The organism is Allobosea sp. WAO (genome assembly GCF_001509835.1).
Taxonomy (GTDB): Bacteria; Pseudomonadota; Alphaproteobacteria; order Rhizobiales; family Beijerinckiaceae; genus Allobosea.
Genome location: NZ_JXTJ01000004.1, coordinates 67,584 through 83,131, shown reverse-complemented (window position 1 = coordinate 83,131; position 15,548 = coordinate 67,584). Strand labels below are relative to the sequence as shown.

Genomic DNA, 15,548 nt, shown 5'->3' with positions numbered 1-15,548 from the left:
AGGTTCCCGCGTTATTCCGCGGCCCGGGCCGGTTGCACAGCGACGGCGCCCTCGCCATGGCGGCTGGGTTTGGCCTTGAGCTTGAGCTCGCGCAGCTCCTCGCGCTCGCGCGGCGTGTTCCGCATCAGCTGGTCCTTGCCCGGCAGGTACTGCACGGGCTGCGCGACATCCGCCCCGTACCAGGCCGCCGCACGCAGCACGAAGGAGGGGTCCGCCAGATGCGGCCGGCCGAGCGCGACGAGATCGGCCCGGCCGGCCGCGACGATGGTGTTGGCCTGGTCGGCCGAGGTGATCGCGCCGACGCACATCGTCGCGACACCGGCCTCGTTGCGGATGCGGTCGGAGAACGGGGTCTGGAACATGCGGCCGTAATGCGGCCGGGCCTTGGGCGTGGTCTGCCCGGTCGAGACGTCGACGAGGTCGCAGCCGGCCTCTGCGAAGGCCTCCGAGATCGCCACCGCCTCCTCGGCACTGATGCCGCCTTCCTGCCAGTCAGTCGCCGAGATGCGGACCGACATCGGCTTGTCCGCAGGCCAGTTTTCGCGAAGCGCAGCAAAGACTTCGAGCGGATAGTGCATCCGGTTTTCGAGCGAACCGCCATAGGCGTCGTCGCGCCGGTTGGTCAGCGGCGAGAGGAAGCTGGCCAGCAGGTAGCCATGGGCGCAGTGCAGCTCGAGCATATCGAAACCGGCGCGCAGGCCGCGCTCTGCCGCCAGCACGAAATCGGCCTTGACCCGGTCCATGTCGACCCGCGTCATCTCGCGCGGAACCTGGCTCTCGGGATAATAGGGCAGCGGCGAGGCCGAGAGGATCGGCCAGGCGCCCTCTTCCAAGGGGCGGTCCATCCCATCCCACATCAGCTTGCTCGCGCCCTTGCGCCCGGCATGGCCGAGCTGGAGGCAAAACTTCGCCGCCGAATTGGCGTGCACGAAGTCGACGATCCGCCTCCAGGCCGCCTCCTGCTCGTCGCTGTAGAGTCCCGCGCAGCCGGGCGTGATCCGGGCGTCGGCCGAGACGCAGGTCATCTCGGTGAAGACCAGCCCCGCCCCGCCGATGGCGCGGGCGCCGTAATGCATGAGGTGCCAGTCGCCCGGCATGCCCTCCTGCGCCGAGTATTGGCACATCGGCGAGACGACGAAGCGGTTTGCGACCTGCATCTCGCGCATCCGGAAGGGCTGGAAGGCCGGCGGCACCGGCGAACCGTCCCGTCGCACCGCCTGGTCCGCGCCGAGATTCTCAGCGACGAGCCTGTCGACCGCCGCGACGAATTCCGGGGCCCGCAGGGCGAGATTGTCATACGTGATCGCCTTGGAGCGGGTCATCAGCCCGAAGGCGAAGCGCAGCGGGTCGAAATCCCAGAAGCGCTGGAGCTGCTCGAACCAGACCAGCGAGACATCGGCCGCGTGCTGGGTCTTCTCGACCTCCTCGCGCCGCGTCGTCTCGAAGGATGCGAGCGCCGCCTTCACATCGAGCCCGGCCCTGCGGAAGGCGCCGTGCAGCGCGATCGCATCCTCCATGGCGAGCTTGGTGCCCGAGCCGATCGAGAAATGCGCGGTCGCCTTGGCGTCGCCGAGCAGCACGACATTGTCGACCACCCAGTTCCGGCAGCGGATCATCGGGAACTGGCGCCAGAGCGAGCGATTGGTGATCAACCGGTGGCCCTGAAGCTCCTCGGCGAATATCTCCTCCAGGAAGTCGGCCGAGCCCGCCTCGTCCATGGCCTCGAGTCCGGCACGGGCGAAGGTCTCCGGGTCGGTCTCCAGCACCCAGGTCGATTGCCCCGCCTCGTACTGGTAGCAATGCGCGATGAAGACGCCGTGCCGCGTCTCCTTGAAGAAGAAGGTGAAAGCGTCGAAGGGCCGGGTCGAGCCCATCCAGACGAAGCGGTTCGGCCGCAGATCGACTTCGGGCGCGAAGCGCTCGCGATCGCCCTCGCGGATGCGGCTGTTGATGCCGTCGGCTCCCACGACGAGGTCATAATCGCGCTTCAGCGCGGCGATGTCGACGATCTCCTCGGTGAAGCGCAGCGCGACGCCGACCTGCCGCGCCCGCTCCTGCAGCAGCATCAGCAGGGTGCGCCGCGAGCAGCCGCAGAAGCCATTGCCGGAGATCCGCTGCTGCGTGCCTTTGAAATGGATCGAGATATCGTCCCAGTAGGCGAAGCGCGAGACGATCGCCTCATAGCTCGGCTGGTCCGCCGCCTTGAAGAGATCGAGCGTCTGATCGGAGAAGACGACGCCGAAGCCGAACGTGTCGTCATGGCGGTTGCGCTCGAACACCGTGACGTCGAGCGCCGGCCAGTCGCGCTTCATCAGGAGCGCGTAATAGAGCCCTGCCGGCCCGCCGCCCACCACCGCAATGCGCATGACGCTCCTCCGCAAGCTGACCGAGTTATTTTAGGTCTGAAATAATTTTCTTTCAACAGCGACGCGAAAGGTCAAGTCCATGAGCCCTGACGCCGACTGTCACCATCAATCAAACTACTAAAAAATAATACATTTTCATAAGATCGATCGCGGCCGCGCCGGTGCCCCATCGGTCTCTTGCAAAATGCTTCAGACCTAAAATATATTGATCCACAAGACGGGAGTGGCGGCTTCATGGCATCGGCTCTGGCGGGACAACATGCCCTGGTGAGCGGCGGCGGGCGCGGCATTGGCCGCGCGATCGCCGCGGCGCTTCACCGTGCCGGCGTCCGGGTCTCGATTATCGGTCGCAACGGAACCATCCTGCAGCAGGTTGTTGACGCTGGCGAGGCCGACAGGGCCGCGGCCGTCGACGTCACCGACGAGGCTGCCATGGCCCGGACCCTGGCGGAACTCTCGGCCGAGCAGCCTTTCGACATCGTGGTGGCCAATGCCGGCGCGGTCGAGACAGCCCCTTTCCGCAAGAGCGATGCGGCTCTGTTCCGGCGCATGGTCGAGATCAACCTGGTCGGCACGGTCAACAGCTTCCGCCCGGCCCTGCCGGCGATAATCGAGCGCGGCTCCGGCCGGCTGATCGCCATCGCCTCGACCGCCGGGCATCGCGGCTACCCCTATGTTTCCGCCTATGTCGCGGCCAAGCATGCCGTGGTCGGACTGGTGCGCTCTCTCGCACTGGAGACCGCCCGCAGCGGCGTGACCGTCAACGCCATCTGCCCCGGATATACCGACACCGACATGGTTGCCGGCAGCATCGCCACAATCACCGGCAAGACCGGCGTGGCGGCGCAGGATGCGCTGGCGCAGTTGGTGAAGGACAACCCGCAGGGCCGGCTGATCACCCCAGAGGAAGTCGCGGCGAGCGTGCTGCATCTCTGCCAACCGGAGAGCCGCGGCATCACCGGCCAATCCCTCCTGATCAATGGCGGGGAGTTCTGAGCATGGAAATCCCCGTCAACGCCCTGCTGCTCGACCGCGAGACCAAGGCGAGCGAGCGCCCCGGCGACCATAAGGACGAGCTTCGCCTCTGGCTCCGGCTTTTGACCTGCTCGACCCTGATCGAGAGCGAAATCCGCACCCGCCTGCGCGAGGAGTTCAAGACGACACTGCCGCGCTTCGACCTGATGGCCCAGCTCGAAAAATCGACCACGGGCATGACGGTCGGCGAGGTCTCGCAGCGCCTGATGGTCTCGAATGGCAATGTCACCGCCGTCGTCGCGGGCCTCCTCGCCGACGGGCTGGTCGACAAGCGCCCCGCCGCCCAGGACCGGCGTGTGCAGGTGCTGACGCTGACCGCCCAGGGCCGCCGCGCCTTCAAGGCGATGGCGGAGCGCCACGAGGACTGGATCGCCGAACTCTTCGCCGGGCTCGAACCGGCCGAGACGGCGCAGCTCTTCCATCTGCTCGGCCGCACCAAGGCCTCGCTGCACAACGCCATCGGCCGCCGCCAGAGCGGCACGCCGGATTCGGCGGGAGACCAGACATGACCAGCGCCAACCCCGTCACCCTGCCGCTCGCCGGCTTCACGCCGCAGCATTTCGAGCTTTCGGTCGCCGGCAAGGTCGCGACGGTGACCCTGAACCGGCCGGAGAAGAAGAACCCCCTCACCTTCGAGAGCTATCGCGAGCTCGCCGACTTCTTCCTCGCGGCGCAGAAGGAGGAGGAGATCAAGGCGATCGTCGTCACCGGCGCCGGCGGCAATTTCTCCTCGGGCGGCGACGTCTTCGAGATCATCGGGCCGCTGGTCGCGATGGAGACCAAGGACCTGCTGAAGTTCACGCGCATGACCGGCGAGCTGGTCAAGACCATGCGCGCCTGCCCGCAGCCGATCATCGCCGCGATCGACGGCATCTGCGCCGGTGCCGGCGCGATCATCGCCATGGCCTCCGACCTGCGCCTCGGTACCGCCGAGACCAAGGTCGCGTTCCTGTTCAACCGCGTCGGTCTCGCCGGCTGCGACATGGGCGCCTGCGCGATGCTGCCGCGGATCATCGGCCAGGGGCGTGCCGCCGAATTGCTCTACACCGGCCGCGTCCTGCGCGGCGACGAGGCCGAGCGCTGGGGGTTCCTCAACCGGCTGGTCGCCCGCGAGAACGTGCTGGCGGAGGCGCAGGCGATCGCCGCCGAGCTCGCCGACGGGCCGACCTTCGCCAACGCCATGACCAAGCGCATGCTGGAGATGGAATGGGCGATGTCGGTGGAATCAGCGATCGAGGCGGAAGCGGTGGCGCAGGCGCTGTGCATGCAGACCGAGGACTTCGCCCGCGCCTACCACGCCTTCGCCGCCAAGCAGAAGCCGGTCTTCGAGGGCAACTGACATGGTCTCGCTCGGCGTCGGGATTCTTGGCGATACGCTGGACTGGCCGTTCTTCGAGCCGCAGCACCGCGACTTCGCCGAAAAGCTGGCGGCCTGGGCCGACGCTACTCTGCCCGGCCTGCCGCATGACGATGTCGATGCCGCCTGCCGCGCCCGCGTGAAGGCGCTCGGCGAGGCCGGCTTCCTGCGCGCCACGGTGCCCGCCGCCCATGGCGGGCTCTACGCCGCGCTCGATGTCCGCACGCTCTGCCTTGCCCGTGAGACCCTAGCCGCTCGCGACGGGCTCGCCGATTTCGCCTTCGCGATGCAGGGCCTCGGCACCGGCTCGATCTCGATCGCCGGCAGCGAGGCGATGCGGCAGCGCATCCTGCCCGGCGTGCGCGACGGCAAGCGCATCGCTGCCTTCGCCCTCTCCGAGAAGGAGGCCGGCTCCGACGTCGCCGCGATGGCGACTACGGCGACCCCGGACGGCAACGCGCATGTCCGCATCGACGGCGAGAAGACCTGGATCTCGAACGGCGGCATCGCCGACCATTACGTCGTCTTCGCCCGCTCGGGCGAGGCGCCCGGCGCACGCGGGCTCTCGGCCTATCTGGTCGAGGCCGATACGCCCGGCCTTTCCATCACCGAGCGCATCGACGTGATCGCGCCGCACCCACTGGCGACGCTGCGCTTCGATGCCTGCCGCATTCCGGTCGAAAACCGCATCGGCGGCCCCGGCGACGGCTTCAAGGTCGCGATGGCGACGCTCGACATCTTCCGCTCGACGGTCGGCGCCGCCGCGCTCGGCTTTGCGAGGCGGGCCCTGCACGAGACGGTGAGCCATGCGAACGGCCGCAAGCTGTTCGGCGGCACGCTCGGAGACCTCCAGCTTTCCCAGGCCGCCATCGCCGACAGCGCGGCGGAGGTCGATGCGGCGGCGCTGCTGGTCTACCGCTCCGCCTGGACCAAGGATCGCGGCGCGGCCCGCGTCACCCGCGAGGCAGCGCTCGCCAAGCTCGTCGCCACCGAGAACGCCCAGCGGGTCATCGACCGCGCCGTGCAGATCCATGGCGGCCTCGGCGTCACCCGCGGCGTCAAGGTCGAGGAACTCTACCGGGAGATCAGGGCGCTCAGGATCTATGAGGGCGCCAGCGAGGTGCAGAAGGTCGTGATCGCGCGCGACCTGCTGAAGAACGTCAAAATATCGAACAACGGCAAGACTTAGCTCCGGCCCTCATCCCGAGGAGCCGCGAAAGCGGCGTCCCGAAGGATGATCGGGGAGACTCCGGAACCAACCGGAGCATCCTTCGAGACGCGCTCCTGGGGGGGCGCTCCTCTGGATGAGGGCCGCGGACAAGACAAACAAGGCCAGGGGAACGAGATGGGTACCGCAGATCTCTTGCGGTCGGGACATGTGGACAGCTTCGCGCGGGATAATCTGCCGCCGCGCGAAAGCTGGCCGCGGCTCGACCTCGCAGCCGCCGGGTTGAGCTATCCCGAGCGGCTCAATGTCGTCAGCGAATTCGTCGACCGGCACGTCGCGGCGGGGCTGGGCGAGCGCGAGGCGGTGATCGGGCCGAGCGAGACTTGGAGCTATGCGAGGCTCGCCGAGACAGTGAACCGCATCGCCAATGCGCTCACCCGCGATCTCGGCCTCGTCCCCGGTCATCGGGTGCTGCTGCGTGCCGCCAACACGCCGATGATGGTCGCTGCCTATCTCGCCGTGCTCAAGGCAGGCGGCGTCGCCGTCGCGACCATGCCGATGCTTCGCACCGGCGAACTGCTCTACCCGATCCGCAAGGCCAGGATCGCGCTCGCGCTCTGCGACCATCGCGTGATTGACGATCTCAAATCGGCCCAGCTACTTGCACCGGAACTCTCGACCATTGTGTCATGGGGCGACGGCAAGCTCGAAGCCCTGATGGTCAAGCCCGGTTATGAGGAGTTCGCCGCCGCGGACACGGCGCAGGACGATGTCTGCTTGATCGCCTTCACCTCGGGCACGACCGGCGAGCCCAAGGGCACCATACATTTCCAGCGCGACCTGCTGGCGATCTGCGACAGCTATGGCGCGCGGGTGCTGCAGGCCTCGCCCGATGACCGCTTCATCGGCTCGCCGCCGCTCGCCTTCACCTTCGGCCTCGGCGGTATCGTGCTGTTCCCGCTGCGCATCGGCGCGGCCATCGTCCTACCGGAGAAGACCGGGCCGGCCGATCTTGCGGCCGCGATCGAGCAGCATCGGGCCAGCGTCTGCTTCACCGCCCCGACCGCCTATCGCGCCATCCTTGGCCATGCAGAGGGGCGCGACCTCTCCTCGCTGCGCATCTGCGTCTCGGCTGGAGAGACCCTGCCCAAGGCGACCTTCGACGCCTGGCAGGCCAAGACCGGCCTGCCGCTGATGGACGGCATCGGCGCGACCGAGATGCTGCACATTTTCATCGGCGCGCCGCGCGACAAGATCCGGCCGGGCGCGACCGGCCTGCCGGTCCCCGGCTACGAGGCGCGGATCGTCGACGAGCACGGCAAGGAAGTACCCGACGGCACGCCCGGGCGCCTCGCCGTGCGCGGGCCGACCGGCTGCCGCTATCTCGCCGACAGCCGCCAGTCCCGCTATGTCGAGGACGGCTGGAACATCACCGGCGACACCTATCTGCGCGATGCCGACGGCTATTTCTGGTACCAGGCCCGCTCGGACGACATGATCGTCTCGGCCGGCTACAACATCGCCGGTCCCGAGGTCGAGGCTTGCCTGATCGCGCATGAGGCGGTGGCCGAATGCGGCGTGGTCGGCGCGCCCTGCCCGGACCGCGGCCAGATCGTTAAGGCCTATGTCCTGCTGAGCCCGGGCTTCACCGGCGACGCCGCGCTCGCCAAGGCGCTTCAGGAGCACGTCAAGGCGACGATCGCGCCCTACAAGTATCCGCGCGCCATCGCCTTCGTGACAAGCCTGCCGAAGACGCCTACCGGGAAGCTGCAGCGTTTCGCGCTGCGTGAGATGGCGCGAGCCGAAGCGGCCGATAAGCCGTGAATACCAGACGATTGCAGGAACACGCCATGTCCAGCGGTGCGCCGCCCTCCGACCTTGCCACGCACAAGCCCCGCCCCGTCCTGCCGGACGGCTGGCCGCAGCCGCGCGGCTATGCCAACGGCATGATCGCGCAAGGAAAAGTCCTGACCACAGGCGGCCTCGTCGGCTGGGACGTGAACGGCGTTTTCGCGAGGGATTTCCTCGGCCAGGTCGGCCAGACGCTCGCCAATATCAAGGCGGTCATCGAAGCCGGCGGCGGCGAGGTCACCGACATCATGCGCCTGACCTGGTACGTCACCGACATCGAGGCCTATCGCGGCTGTCTCTCCGAGCTCGGCCCGGTCTACCGCGCCCATCTCGGCCGGCATTTCCCGGCCATGGCGGTCGTCGCCGTCTCGGCCCTGGTCGAGCCCGAGGCGATGGTCGAGATCGAAGCGACGGCGGTGCTAGCGGGCTGAGACCGCCTCCCGTGTTTTCGTCATTCCGGCCGCAGCGAAGCGGAGCGCCGGAATCCATCGTAGAGTTCAGCGCCTTTCGATGGATTCCGGAGCTGCGCGGCTACGCCGCTTGTCCGGAATGACGAGGGAACTGTCTGGGAGGGCCGCGCCTCCAGCAGACCTCAGATCCCCGCCCCATCCTGCAAATCGCCGGCGCCTTCCCGGCGCCAGAGCCGCTTATGCGCGCGGTGGGCCAGGGGCCGCAGTACGAAATCCCCGACTGCGAGTGTGGCTGCAAAGCCGCCCGAGGCACCGAGCGCGATCGTCGCGCCAGCCAGCACCAGGCTCGACCCAGCCCGCCAGCTCAAGCCGCTGGCGAAGGCGCGGCGCTGGGCTGAGCCAGGCCGGCCAACCCGGCGCACCAGGGCGTGGCGCAGGCGAAGCGGCAGGCCAGGCTCCTGCCCGGCATCACTGGTGCCAAGCTGTGCCACCGGTCGCAGCTCCTCGACGAAGCCGAAGGCGACCGTCTGGTTGCTCAGCCGCTCGATCAGGATGAAGCCGCCGAGCTCGGGGCTCCCCGCATAGTCCTGGACCGCCAATGGCCTGTCGAGCCGCAGCGTCGCGAGGCCGATCGCATTCATCGGCAGGCTGTCGGCCGGCACTTCGGCAAAGCTCTCGACATCGAGCCTGTGCTGCAGCTGCGTAACGCTGGCATTCGCAGTGGCGGTGGCGAGCTTCAGGATGAACTCGGCGCCCTCGCGCAAGGGCGCCTCGCCGGTCCAGAGCAGCCGCGCCCGCAAGTCCTGCCGGACGAGCGGTCCGTCGGCGAGCGAGGCGATGACGTCACCGCGCGAGACGTCGACCTCGTCCGCCAGCGTCACGGTGACGGACTGCCCGGCGCTCGCCTGCGAGACCTCGCCGGATGGCGCGAGGATGCGCGCAATGCTGCTGCGGCGCCCGCTAGGCAGCACCGTGATGCTGTCGCCAATGCGGAGGCGCCCCTGCGCGACCAGGCCGGCATAGCCGCGGAAGTCGAGATCGGGCCGGTTGACCCACTGAACCGGCAGCGCAAAGCCCGCCTCGTCGCGCGCCTCGGCCGCAACGGTCACGGCCTCGAGGAAAGGCAGGAGAGCCGGCCCGCGATACCAGGGTGTCAAGCGCGAGGCTTGCGTGACGTTCTCGCCGTCGCGGGCCGAAACCGGGATGAAGTCGATCGCGCTGAAGCCGAGCCCGGCCGCCATGGCGCGGTAGTCGGCCTCGATCTGCCGGAAGACCGCCTCGTCATAGCCGACGAGATCCATCTTGTTCACGGCCACCACGATCCGGCGCACGCCGACCAGCGAGACGATGAAGGAGTGGCGCCGCGTCTGCGGCAGCAGGCCCTTGCGTGCATCGACCAGGATGATCGCGAGATCGGCGGTCGAGGCGCCGGTCGCCATGTTGCGGGTGTACTGCTCGTGGCCGGGCGTGTCGGCGACGATGAAGCTGCGCTGCTCCGTCGAGAAATAGCGATAGGCGACGTCGATGGTGATGCCCTGTTCGCGCTCGGCGGAGAGCCCGTCGACCAGCAGCGCGAAATCCGGCGCCTGCCCCTGCGTGCCGAACCTGCGGGAATCGGCATCGAGCGCGGTCAATTGATCGTCGAAGACCGCACCGGCCTCGTAGAGAATCCGCCCGATCAGGGTCGACTTGCCGTCATCGACCGAGCCGCAGGTGATGAAGCGCAGCAGGGCGCGGGCGCTGCCCTCGGCATTCTGGCCTTCGTCATTGGCCGGGCGGAATGCGCCCGCGGGCGCCGGCGCGCCTCTTGTTTCGGCGAGCGCGCCCATCAGAAATAGCCTTCCTGCTTCTTCTGCTCCATCGAGCCGGAGCCGTCATGGTCGATGACGCGGCCTTCGCGCTCCGAGGAACGCGATGCCCGCATTTCCGCGATAATGTCGGTAAGGCTCGCCGCCTCGCTCTCGACCGCGCCGGTCAGCGGATAGCAGCCGAGCGTGCGGAAGCGGACCAGCCTGGTCTCGACCACCTCGCCGGGCAACAGTTCCATGCGTTCGTCATCGCGCATGATCCAGGCGCCGTTCCGGCGCACGACCGGGCGCGGAGCGGCGAAATAGAGCGGCACGACCGGAATGTTCTCGAGCGCGATGTAGTCCCAGACGTCCTTTTCGGTCCAGTTGGACAGTGGAAAGACGCGAAAGCTCTCGCCTGCCGCCTTGCGCGTGTTGAACAGCCGCCAAGGTTCCGGCCGCTGGTTCTTCGGGTCCCAACGATGCTGCGCCGAGCGCAGCGAGAAGACCCGTTCCTTGGCCCGGCTCTTCTCCTCGTCGCGGCGGGCGCCACCGAAGGCCGCATCGAAGCCGTACTTGTCGAGAGCCTGCTTCAGCCCCTGCGTCTTCATCACGTCGGTGTGCAGGCGCGAACCGGAGCTGAACGGGTTCACGCCGGCGCGCACGCCTTCCTCGTTGATGTGGACGATGAGGTCGAGCCCGAGCCGGCGCGCCGTGTCGTCGCGAAAGGCGATCATCTCGCGGAACTTCCAGGTCGTATCGACATGGAGCAGCGGGAAAGGCGGCTTGCCGGGATGGAAGGCCTTCATCGCAAGATGCAGCAGAACCGCGGAGTCCTTGCCGATCGAGTAGAGCAGCACCGGCTTCTCGCAGGTCGCGGCGACCTCGCGGATGATGAAGATCGCTTCGGCTTCGAGCTTCTGCAGATGGCTGAGCTGGATCACGCCGAAACCTCCAAAGCCGGCTTTCCCCGGACGAGCCGCCCGTCGGGACCGAGATGCAGCCCGCATTCCTTGGCCGCCTCCTCCTCCCACCACCAGCGCCCTGCCCGCTCCGGCTCGCCCGGCTGGATGGCACGGGTGCATGGCTGGCAGCCGATCGAGAGGAAACCCTGCTCATGCAACGGGTTGAGCGGCACTGCGTTCGCCCTCGCGAAGGCGAGCGCCTGCTCGCGTGACCAGTCGAGCAGCGGGTTGAACTTGACGAGGCCACGCTCGGCATCGGCCTCCGCAAGCGCAACAGCGCCGCGCGCGGCCGACTGGTCGGCGCGCAATCCAGTGATCCAGGCGGAAGCCCCTTCCAGCGCGCGGCCGAGCGGCTCGACCTTGCGCACCCCGCAGCAGGCCTTGCGGGCCGCGATGGAGGCGTAGAAGCCGTTGATGCCGTGGTCGCGAACGAAGCCTTCGACCGCATCATGGCGCGGATAGAACGGCTTGATGGCGAGCCCGTAGCGGGCCTCGGTCTGGGCCCAGAGCGCATGGACCTCGGCGAAGAGCCGTCCGGTATCGAGCGTGACGATCTCGACGGACAGCCCCTGAGTCGCGATCAGATGGATAACGACCTGGTCCTCGAGGCCGAAGCTGGTAGTGAAAACCAGCCGGCCTTCGACCCGCTCGCAAAGCCCGGCGAGCCTTGCCGCTGCATCCGCCGTTTCGAACGCCGCAACCAGATCTTCGGCTTGCCGGCTCAGCCGGTCCAGGGCGCTCGCTTGCACAGGCAGTCCAGCGGCAGCGCGGATCGCGCTGCCTTCATCACCCTCCGCCGATCGCTTCATGGGACGCTCGAATGTTCTGTAAAACGAACACTTCAATATCCCCGCCGGGGCGCAAGCTCAATTCACAAATGATAGCGTGAAATTCCAAATTTCCCCGGCGAAGGAGAATTTCTTCCGCGGTCCGGCAAGATCGGCAGAGCACTGCTCTTCGGAACCTGCGGGCGAATCCGGCGTTTTCAAAGGTGAGCTGCGCTAGGCACGAACCGGTCGGCGCAATGCGACATTCGACAGGGGGAAACCATGACGAAACCCGCCAGCAAAGCCGTCGAGAGCCTGCGCAAGGAACAGCGCAAGCAGAAGCAGGAAGGCAATGGCTCGGCCGAGAAGCGGCTCGATGAGGCCTTGCGAGAGAGCTTCCCGGCCAGCGACCCGGCAGCCCCGGTCTCGCCCACGACGCCAGGGGCACCGAAGCAGCGGCGGGCCTGAGACACGCCGGGAATTCCCTTGCCTCGCCCTGCGACCAGTCGACCGCGCGGCGTGCCGGCTCCATCTCGAATTGTCGTCGTGGTGACGAGCCAGCATGCCGCGCAATACGTTTCGCAATCCTAGCGGGGCGACGCCCCTGCCCTGATCGCCGTTACTTCGGCAGCGAGGCGCCGGCCTGCTTCACGACATCGCCGATCTGCTTGCAGTACGACGCCGCCGAGCCGCCCTGCGCCTTGGCGATCGTTTCGATATCCTGGGTGACGCCCATCATCGAGATCGTCCCCTTGCGGCCCGCCTCCTCGGCGGAATCGCCAGCGCTCTTGTCCGCAGGCACCGGAATCAGGCCCAGCATCTTGCGTTGGATCTCGACGACGTCGGCCCCGGCATGACCCTTGTCCGCGCAATAGGCGAGGATACCGAGCTGGTTGCGCCCCGCCTGATAGGCGATGGCCATCTGGTCGGCCGTAGCCTGGGCAAAGGCGCCGGAGCTGAAGCCGAGGATGGAAACCGCAACGGCAGCGCAGAAAGACTTCAGAGGAAATGTCATGGGGATCTTCCGTTTCCGATCATGGCATCTGTCGATGCGGTGGCGCCCCCCGGCCGTGTCCGAGCTAGCGTTGCGTCAGGCCGAAGACAAGCGCATGACGATCATGAGCGAACACTGATTGACAGGATCGTCGCCGGCTGCGCCGGCAGATCGGGCTGGCCGTTTCCCGAGCGACATGCGAGCCGTGAACCAACCATTCACGTGATGCTGCTAGGCGTTTCGCTACGACAGAATCGACTTGGCGGCTGCGTGGATCTCGACCTGAGGACAATCTATCTGGCAGGCGCGATCACCTGCACGCTGCTCGGGCTCGTGCAGCTGCTCGCGTTCGCCACGGGTCGATTCGAGCGCTGGCCGCTGTGGTGGGGTCTGAGCAATCTGCTGATCGGGATCGGCACGATCGGGGTTGCCCTGCGCGGCACCATCCCGGATCTGATCTCGATACCGCTCGCCAATCTCGTGAGCTGGACCGGCTATCTGCTCACGCTCTACAGCATCAGGAGCTTCGCCGGGCGCCCGTCGCGGTTGCCGGTCTATTTCGTCGCGATTGCGATCGCCGGCATGCTGCTCGTGCTCTGGAACGAGCCGGAGGGCTTCACCAAGCGCGTCATCCTGATGTCCGTGCTGGCGAGCTGCTGCGACATCGCCGTGGTCCGCGAGGGGTTCAACCTGTTGCGGCGCGAGCGTCTGGTCTCGGGCGCGATCCTGATCGGCCTGTTCGCGCCGACCGCCGTGACCTTCGCCTTCAACGCTTACCTCGCCGCCTCCGGCCAGATCGGCCCCGAGCTCTTCACGCCCAATGAGCCGCAGCCATGGCTGGCGGTCACCGGCACCGCTTTCCTGCTGCTGCGCGGCTGCGCTTTGCTGCTGCTCGCCACCGAGCGCCATCGCAACGCGCTCGTCTCGCTCGCCCAGCAGGATGCGCTGACCGGAGCCCTGAACCGCAACGGCTTGGAGCGCTCGATCGAGGCGCTGACCGCCGAGGCCGTCCGGCGACCGCAAAGGCTGGCGCTTCTGCTCATCGACATCGACCATTTCAAGCGACTCAACGACACCCATGGCCACGCTGCCGGAGACAAGATTCTGCTGATCTTCGCCGATGCGGCGCGCAGCGAACTGCGGGCGAGCGATGTCCTGGCGCGCCAAGGCGGCGACGAGTTCGTGGTCGTCCTCCCGCATCTGACGGCGGCCGAGGCGATCAGCGTCGCCAACCGGATTCGCGCCGCCTTCGGCCGGGCCCTGGCGGCCTGGGGCGAGACCAGGGTGAAGCCGACGCTCAGCATCGGCGTCGCCGAAGGCAGCTTTGCCGATAATCGCCTGGAAGCGCTGCTGCTGCAGGCCGACGAAGCGCTCTACCGCTCGAAGCGCCTCGGCCGCGACCGCGCCGAGCTGCACCCGGCCGCCGCGCTCTACTGAAGCATGATGCGGTCTAGCCGGCGAACTCGGCCATGCTCACACGCCGGACGCCGAGCGCGGCCATCTCGGCCCAGGCCCGATCAAGCGAGCCGTCGAGATCGATGGCCCGGCAGGCCTCCTCGACGACGAGCACCTCGAACCCGCCCCGGACGGCATCCTGCGCCGTCCAGTTGACGCAGAAATCCGTGGCGAGGCCGGCGATGACGATGCACCCGACACCGCGCTCGCGCAGATAGCCGGCAAGGCCCGTCGGCGTGCGGCCATCGGCTTCGATGAAGCCGGAATAGCTGTCGACCCCGCGATGGAATCCCTTGCGGATCACGGCCTGCGCCGCACTGAGCGCGAGCGCCGGATGAAAATCGGCACCGGCTTCGCCCTGAACGCAATGGTCGGGCCAGAGCACCTGCGGGCCGTAAGGCATCTCGATGACCTCGAAGGGCGAGCGTCCGGGATGGCTCGAGGCAAAGGAGGCGTGGCCGGCTGGGTGCCAGTCCTGCGTGAGCACCACCGTGGAGAAGCGGCTACCGAGCGCGTTGACGAGCGGAACGACCTCCTCGCCACCCGGCACGGCGAGGCTGCCACCGCTGCAGAAATCGTTCTGGAGATCGACGGCGATCAGCGCCGTCCCGGCGTCGATCATCGCGTGGCTGACCTGGTCATCCGGGTGATCCCCCTGCGGGCCGCGAACATACGGCCATAGACGTCTCCGGCCAGGTCGGGGCGGTAGCAGCGCTGCTCGAGCAGCGGGTCCCAGATATGCTCCACAGTGTCGATCAGCTCGAAATTGGCCGCGAGCCGAGCCTCGAGCTGCAGCCGGTTCTTGCGGTTCTGGTATTCCAGCAGGACGAGCGAGGTCTGCGAGAGGTCGATGTGATCGAGCACGTCGCCCTCGCCGCCCTCGATGTCGATCTTGACGATATCGGCCGAGGGCAGGCTCGCTGGATCGACCACCGCGACCTCGTAGCGCTCGAGCATGGCGCCGTCGACGAAGGTGTCGCCGGCATAGGATGCCAGCCCCGATTCCCCGTCGCCGGCGAAGCGGCTGACGAAGCTCGCCGTCTTCTGACCACCTGGAAACAGCGCCGCATTGACCGGCCGGATGTCGCGGCGCCGATCGGTATTGCGCTTGAGCAGTTCGAAGGTGCCGGGATGCGGCTCATAGGAGGTGACGACGCTGCCCGGCCAGCGCGCCGTCGCCCAAAGCGCGAAGGAGCCGACATTGGCGCCGATATCGAGGATGTCGAGACCGACGCCATCGAAACCAGCCTCGTACTCACCCTCGAGCACGTCCTTGATCGCCCAATGCATGGCATCCGGCACGGCAAGGCTCATCGGAATGCGCGCGACATACTGCTTCATCATGTCCCCCCGGACGTCATCGTCTTCTGCAAACACTCTGAGGCAGCAGCGG

Annotated in this window: 15 protein-coding genes; 8 read left to right on the top strand and 7 right to left on the bottom strand. The window is 67.5% G+C overall.

All coding sequences use genetic code 11. The features are described from left to right. Positions 1–11 precede the first annotated feature (11 nt). Positions 12–2,366 carry a bifunctional salicylyl-CoA 5-hydroxylase/oxidoreductase gene (locus DK26_RS04930; RefSeq protein ID WP_066468979.1) on the bottom strand — a complete coding sequence of 785 codons (2,355 nt, stop codon included), beginning with the start codon at positions 2,364–2,366 and terminating at the stop codon, positions 12–14. 234 nt (positions 2,367–2,600) lie between these two features. Here DK26_RS04930 and DK26_RS04925 point away from each other — a divergent pair, with 234 nt between their 5' ends. From DK26_RS04925 to DK26_RS04900, 6 genes are all read left to right on the top strand, one after another. Next, positions 2,601–3,362: an SDR family oxidoreductase gene (locus DK26_RS04925; RefSeq protein WP_066468977.1), complete on the top strand. Its 762-nt coding sequence runs from the start codon at positions 2,601–2,603 to the stop codon at positions 3,360–3,362. A gap of 2 nt (positions 3,363–3,364) precedes the next feature. Beyond that, positions 3,365–3,910, top strand: coding sequence for a MarR family transcriptional regulator (locus DK26_RS04920; RefSeq protein WP_066468974.1), 546 nt, complete (start codon positions 3,365–3,367; stop codon positions 3,908–3,910). Next, a complete protein-coding gene (locus tag DK26_RS04915; RefSeq protein WP_066468972.1) occupies positions 3,907–4,740 on the top strand; it encodes an enoyl-CoA hydratase family protein in 834 nt (277 codons plus the stop codon). Before DK26_RS04920 ends, DK26_RS04915 begins: the two co-directional genes overlap by 4 nt. 1 nt (position 4,741) lies before the next feature. Further along, positions 4,742–5,947 carry an acyl-CoA dehydrogenase family protein gene (locus DK26_RS04910; RefSeq protein WP_066468970.1) on the top strand — a complete coding sequence of 402 codons (1,206 nt, stop codon included), beginning with the start codon at positions 4,742–4,744 and terminating at the stop codon, positions 5,945–5,947. Positions 5,948–6,103: 156 nt separating this feature from the next. After that, positions 6,104–7,750 (top strand): AMP-binding protein, encoded by a 1,647-nt coding sequence (locus DK26_RS04905; RefSeq protein ID WP_066468965.1) that lies wholly within the window; start codon positions 6,104–6,106, stop codon positions 7,748–7,750. A 26-nt stretch (positions 7,751–7,776) separates the two neighbouring features. Continuing rightward, complete coding sequence (locus DK26_RS04900; protein ID WP_066468964.1) at positions 7,777–8,208, top strand: RidA family protein; 432 nt, start codon at positions 7,777–7,779, stop codon at positions 8,206–8,208. Between the two features lie 161 nt (positions 8,209–8,369). Here DK26_RS04900 and cysN read toward each other — a convergent pair whose 3' ends face one another. The 3 genes from cysN to DK26_RS04885 are packed head-to-tail and all read right to left on the bottom strand — an operon-like array spanning position 8,370 to position 11,748. After that, positions 8,370–10,016, bottom strand: a complete 1,647-nt coding sequence (cysN, locus tag DK26_RS04895; protein WP_066468962.1) for a sulfate adenylyltransferase subunit CysN — start codon at positions 10,014–10,016, stop codon at positions 8,370–8,372. Continuing rightward, the gene (gene cysD, locus DK26_RS04890) at positions 10,016–10,918 is read right to left on the bottom strand and encodes a sulfate adenylyltransferase subunit CysD (protein ID WP_066468960.1); all 903 of its coding nucleotides are present in this window, start codon (positions 10,916–10,918) and stop codon (positions 10,016–10,018) included. Before cysD ends, cysN begins: the two co-directional genes overlap by 1 nt. Continuing rightward, positions 10,915–11,748, bottom strand: coding sequence for a phosphoadenylyl-sulfate reductase (locus tag DK26_RS04885; RefSeq protein ID WP_083532969.1), 834 nt, complete (start codon positions 11,746–11,748; stop codon positions 10,915–10,917). Before DK26_RS04885 ends, cysD begins: the two co-directional genes overlap by 4 nt. A 240-nt stretch (positions 11,749–11,988) precedes the next feature. Here DK26_RS04885 and DK26_RS04880 point away from each other — a divergent pair, with 240 nt between their 5' ends. Then, the gene (locus tag DK26_RS04880) at positions 11,989–12,174 is read left to right on the top strand and encodes a hypothetical protein (RefSeq protein WP_066468959.1); all 186 of its coding nucleotides are present in this window, start codon (positions 11,989–11,991) and stop codon (positions 12,172–12,174) included. A 151-nt stretch (positions 12,175–12,325) separates the two neighbouring features. Here the strand turns inward: DK26_RS04880 and DK26_RS04875 are convergent, their stop codons facing one another. Then, positions 12,326–12,721, bottom strand: a complete 396-nt coding sequence (locus DK26_RS04875; protein ID WP_184231672.1) for a pore-forming ESAT-6 family protein — start codon at positions 12,719–12,721, stop codon at positions 12,326–12,328. A 249-nt stretch (positions 12,722–12,970) separates the two neighbouring features. Here DK26_RS04875 and DK26_RS04870 point away from each other — a divergent pair, with 249 nt between their 5' ends. Further along, positions 12,971–14,137, top strand: a complete 1,167-nt coding sequence (locus tag DK26_RS04870; protein ID WP_066468958.1) for a GGDEF domain-containing protein — start codon at positions 12,971–12,973, stop codon at positions 14,135–14,137. A gap of 13 nt (positions 14,138–14,150) precedes the next feature. Here DK26_RS04870 and pncA read toward each other — a convergent pair whose 3' ends face one another. Together pncA and DK26_RS04860 are read right to left on the bottom strand one after the other, a co-directional pair. After that, complete coding sequence (gene pncA, locus DK26_RS04865) at positions 14,151–14,777, bottom strand: bifunctional nicotinamidase/pyrazinamidase (protein WP_066468952.1); 627 nt, start codon at positions 14,775–14,777, stop codon at positions 14,151–14,153. Beyond that, positions 14,774–15,499 carry an FkbM family methyltransferase gene (locus tag DK26_RS04860; RefSeq protein ID WP_066468951.1) on the bottom strand — a complete coding sequence of 242 codons (726 nt, stop codon included), beginning with the start codon at positions 15,497–15,499 and terminating at the stop codon, positions 14,774–14,776. Before DK26_RS04860 ends, pncA begins: the two co-directional genes overlap by 4 nt. Positions 15,500–15,548: the final 49 nt, after the last annotated feature.

Bases quoted from the DNA above. Each gene is read 5' to 3' on its own strand.
- DK26_RS04920 (WP_066468974.1), top strand. From the start codon at position 3,365: ATGGAAATCCCCGTCAACGCCCTGCTGCTCGACCGCGAGACCAAGGCG.
- DK26_RS04880 (WP_066468959.1), top strand. From the start codon at position 11,989: ATGACGAAACCCGCCAGCAAAGCCGTCGAGAGCCTGCGCAAGGAACAG.
- DK26_RS04930 (WP_066468979.1), bottom strand. From the start codon at position 2,366: ATGCGCATTGCGGTGGTGGGCGGCGGGCCGGCAGGGCTCTATTACGCG.
- DK26_RS04925 (WP_066468977.1), top strand. From the start codon at position 2,601: ATGGCATCGGCTCTGGCGGGACAACATGCCCTGGTGAGCGGCGGCGGG.
- DK26_RS04910 (WP_066468970.1), top strand. From the start codon at position 4,742: ATGGTCTCGCTCGGCGTCGGGATTCTTGGCGATACGCTGGACTGGCCG.
- DK26_RS04905 (WP_066468965.1), top strand. From the start codon at position 6,104: ATGGGTACCGCAGATCTCTTGCGGTCGGGACATGTGGACAGCTTCGCG.
- cysN (WP_066468962.1), bottom strand. From the start codon at position 10,016: ATGGGCGCGCTCGCCGAAACAAGAGGCGCGCCGGCGCCCGCGGGCGCA.
- DK26_RS04875 (WP_184231672.1), bottom strand. From the start codon at position 12,721: ATGACATTTCCTCTGAAGTCTTTCTGCGCTGCCGTTGCGGTTTCCATC.
- DK26_RS04900 (WP_066468964.1), top strand. From the start codon at position 7,777: ATGTCCAGCGGTGCGCCGCCCTCCGACCTTGCCACGCACAAGCCCCGC.
- DK26_RS04915 (WP_066468972.1), top strand. From the start codon at position 3,907: ATGACCAGCGCCAACCCCGTCACCCTGCCGCTCGCCGGCTTCACGCCG.
- pncA (WP_066468952.1), bottom strand. From the start codon at position 14,777: ATGATCGACGCCGGGACGGCGCTGATCGCCGTCGATCTCCAGAACGAT.
- DK26_RS04860 (WP_066468951.1), bottom strand. From the start codon at position 15,499: ATGATGAAGCAGTATGTCGCGCGCATTCCGATGAGCCTTGCCGTGCCG.
- DK26_RS04885 (WP_083532969.1), bottom strand. From the start codon at position 11,748: ATGAAGCGATCGGCGGAGGGTGATGAAGGCAGCGCGATCCGCGCTGCC.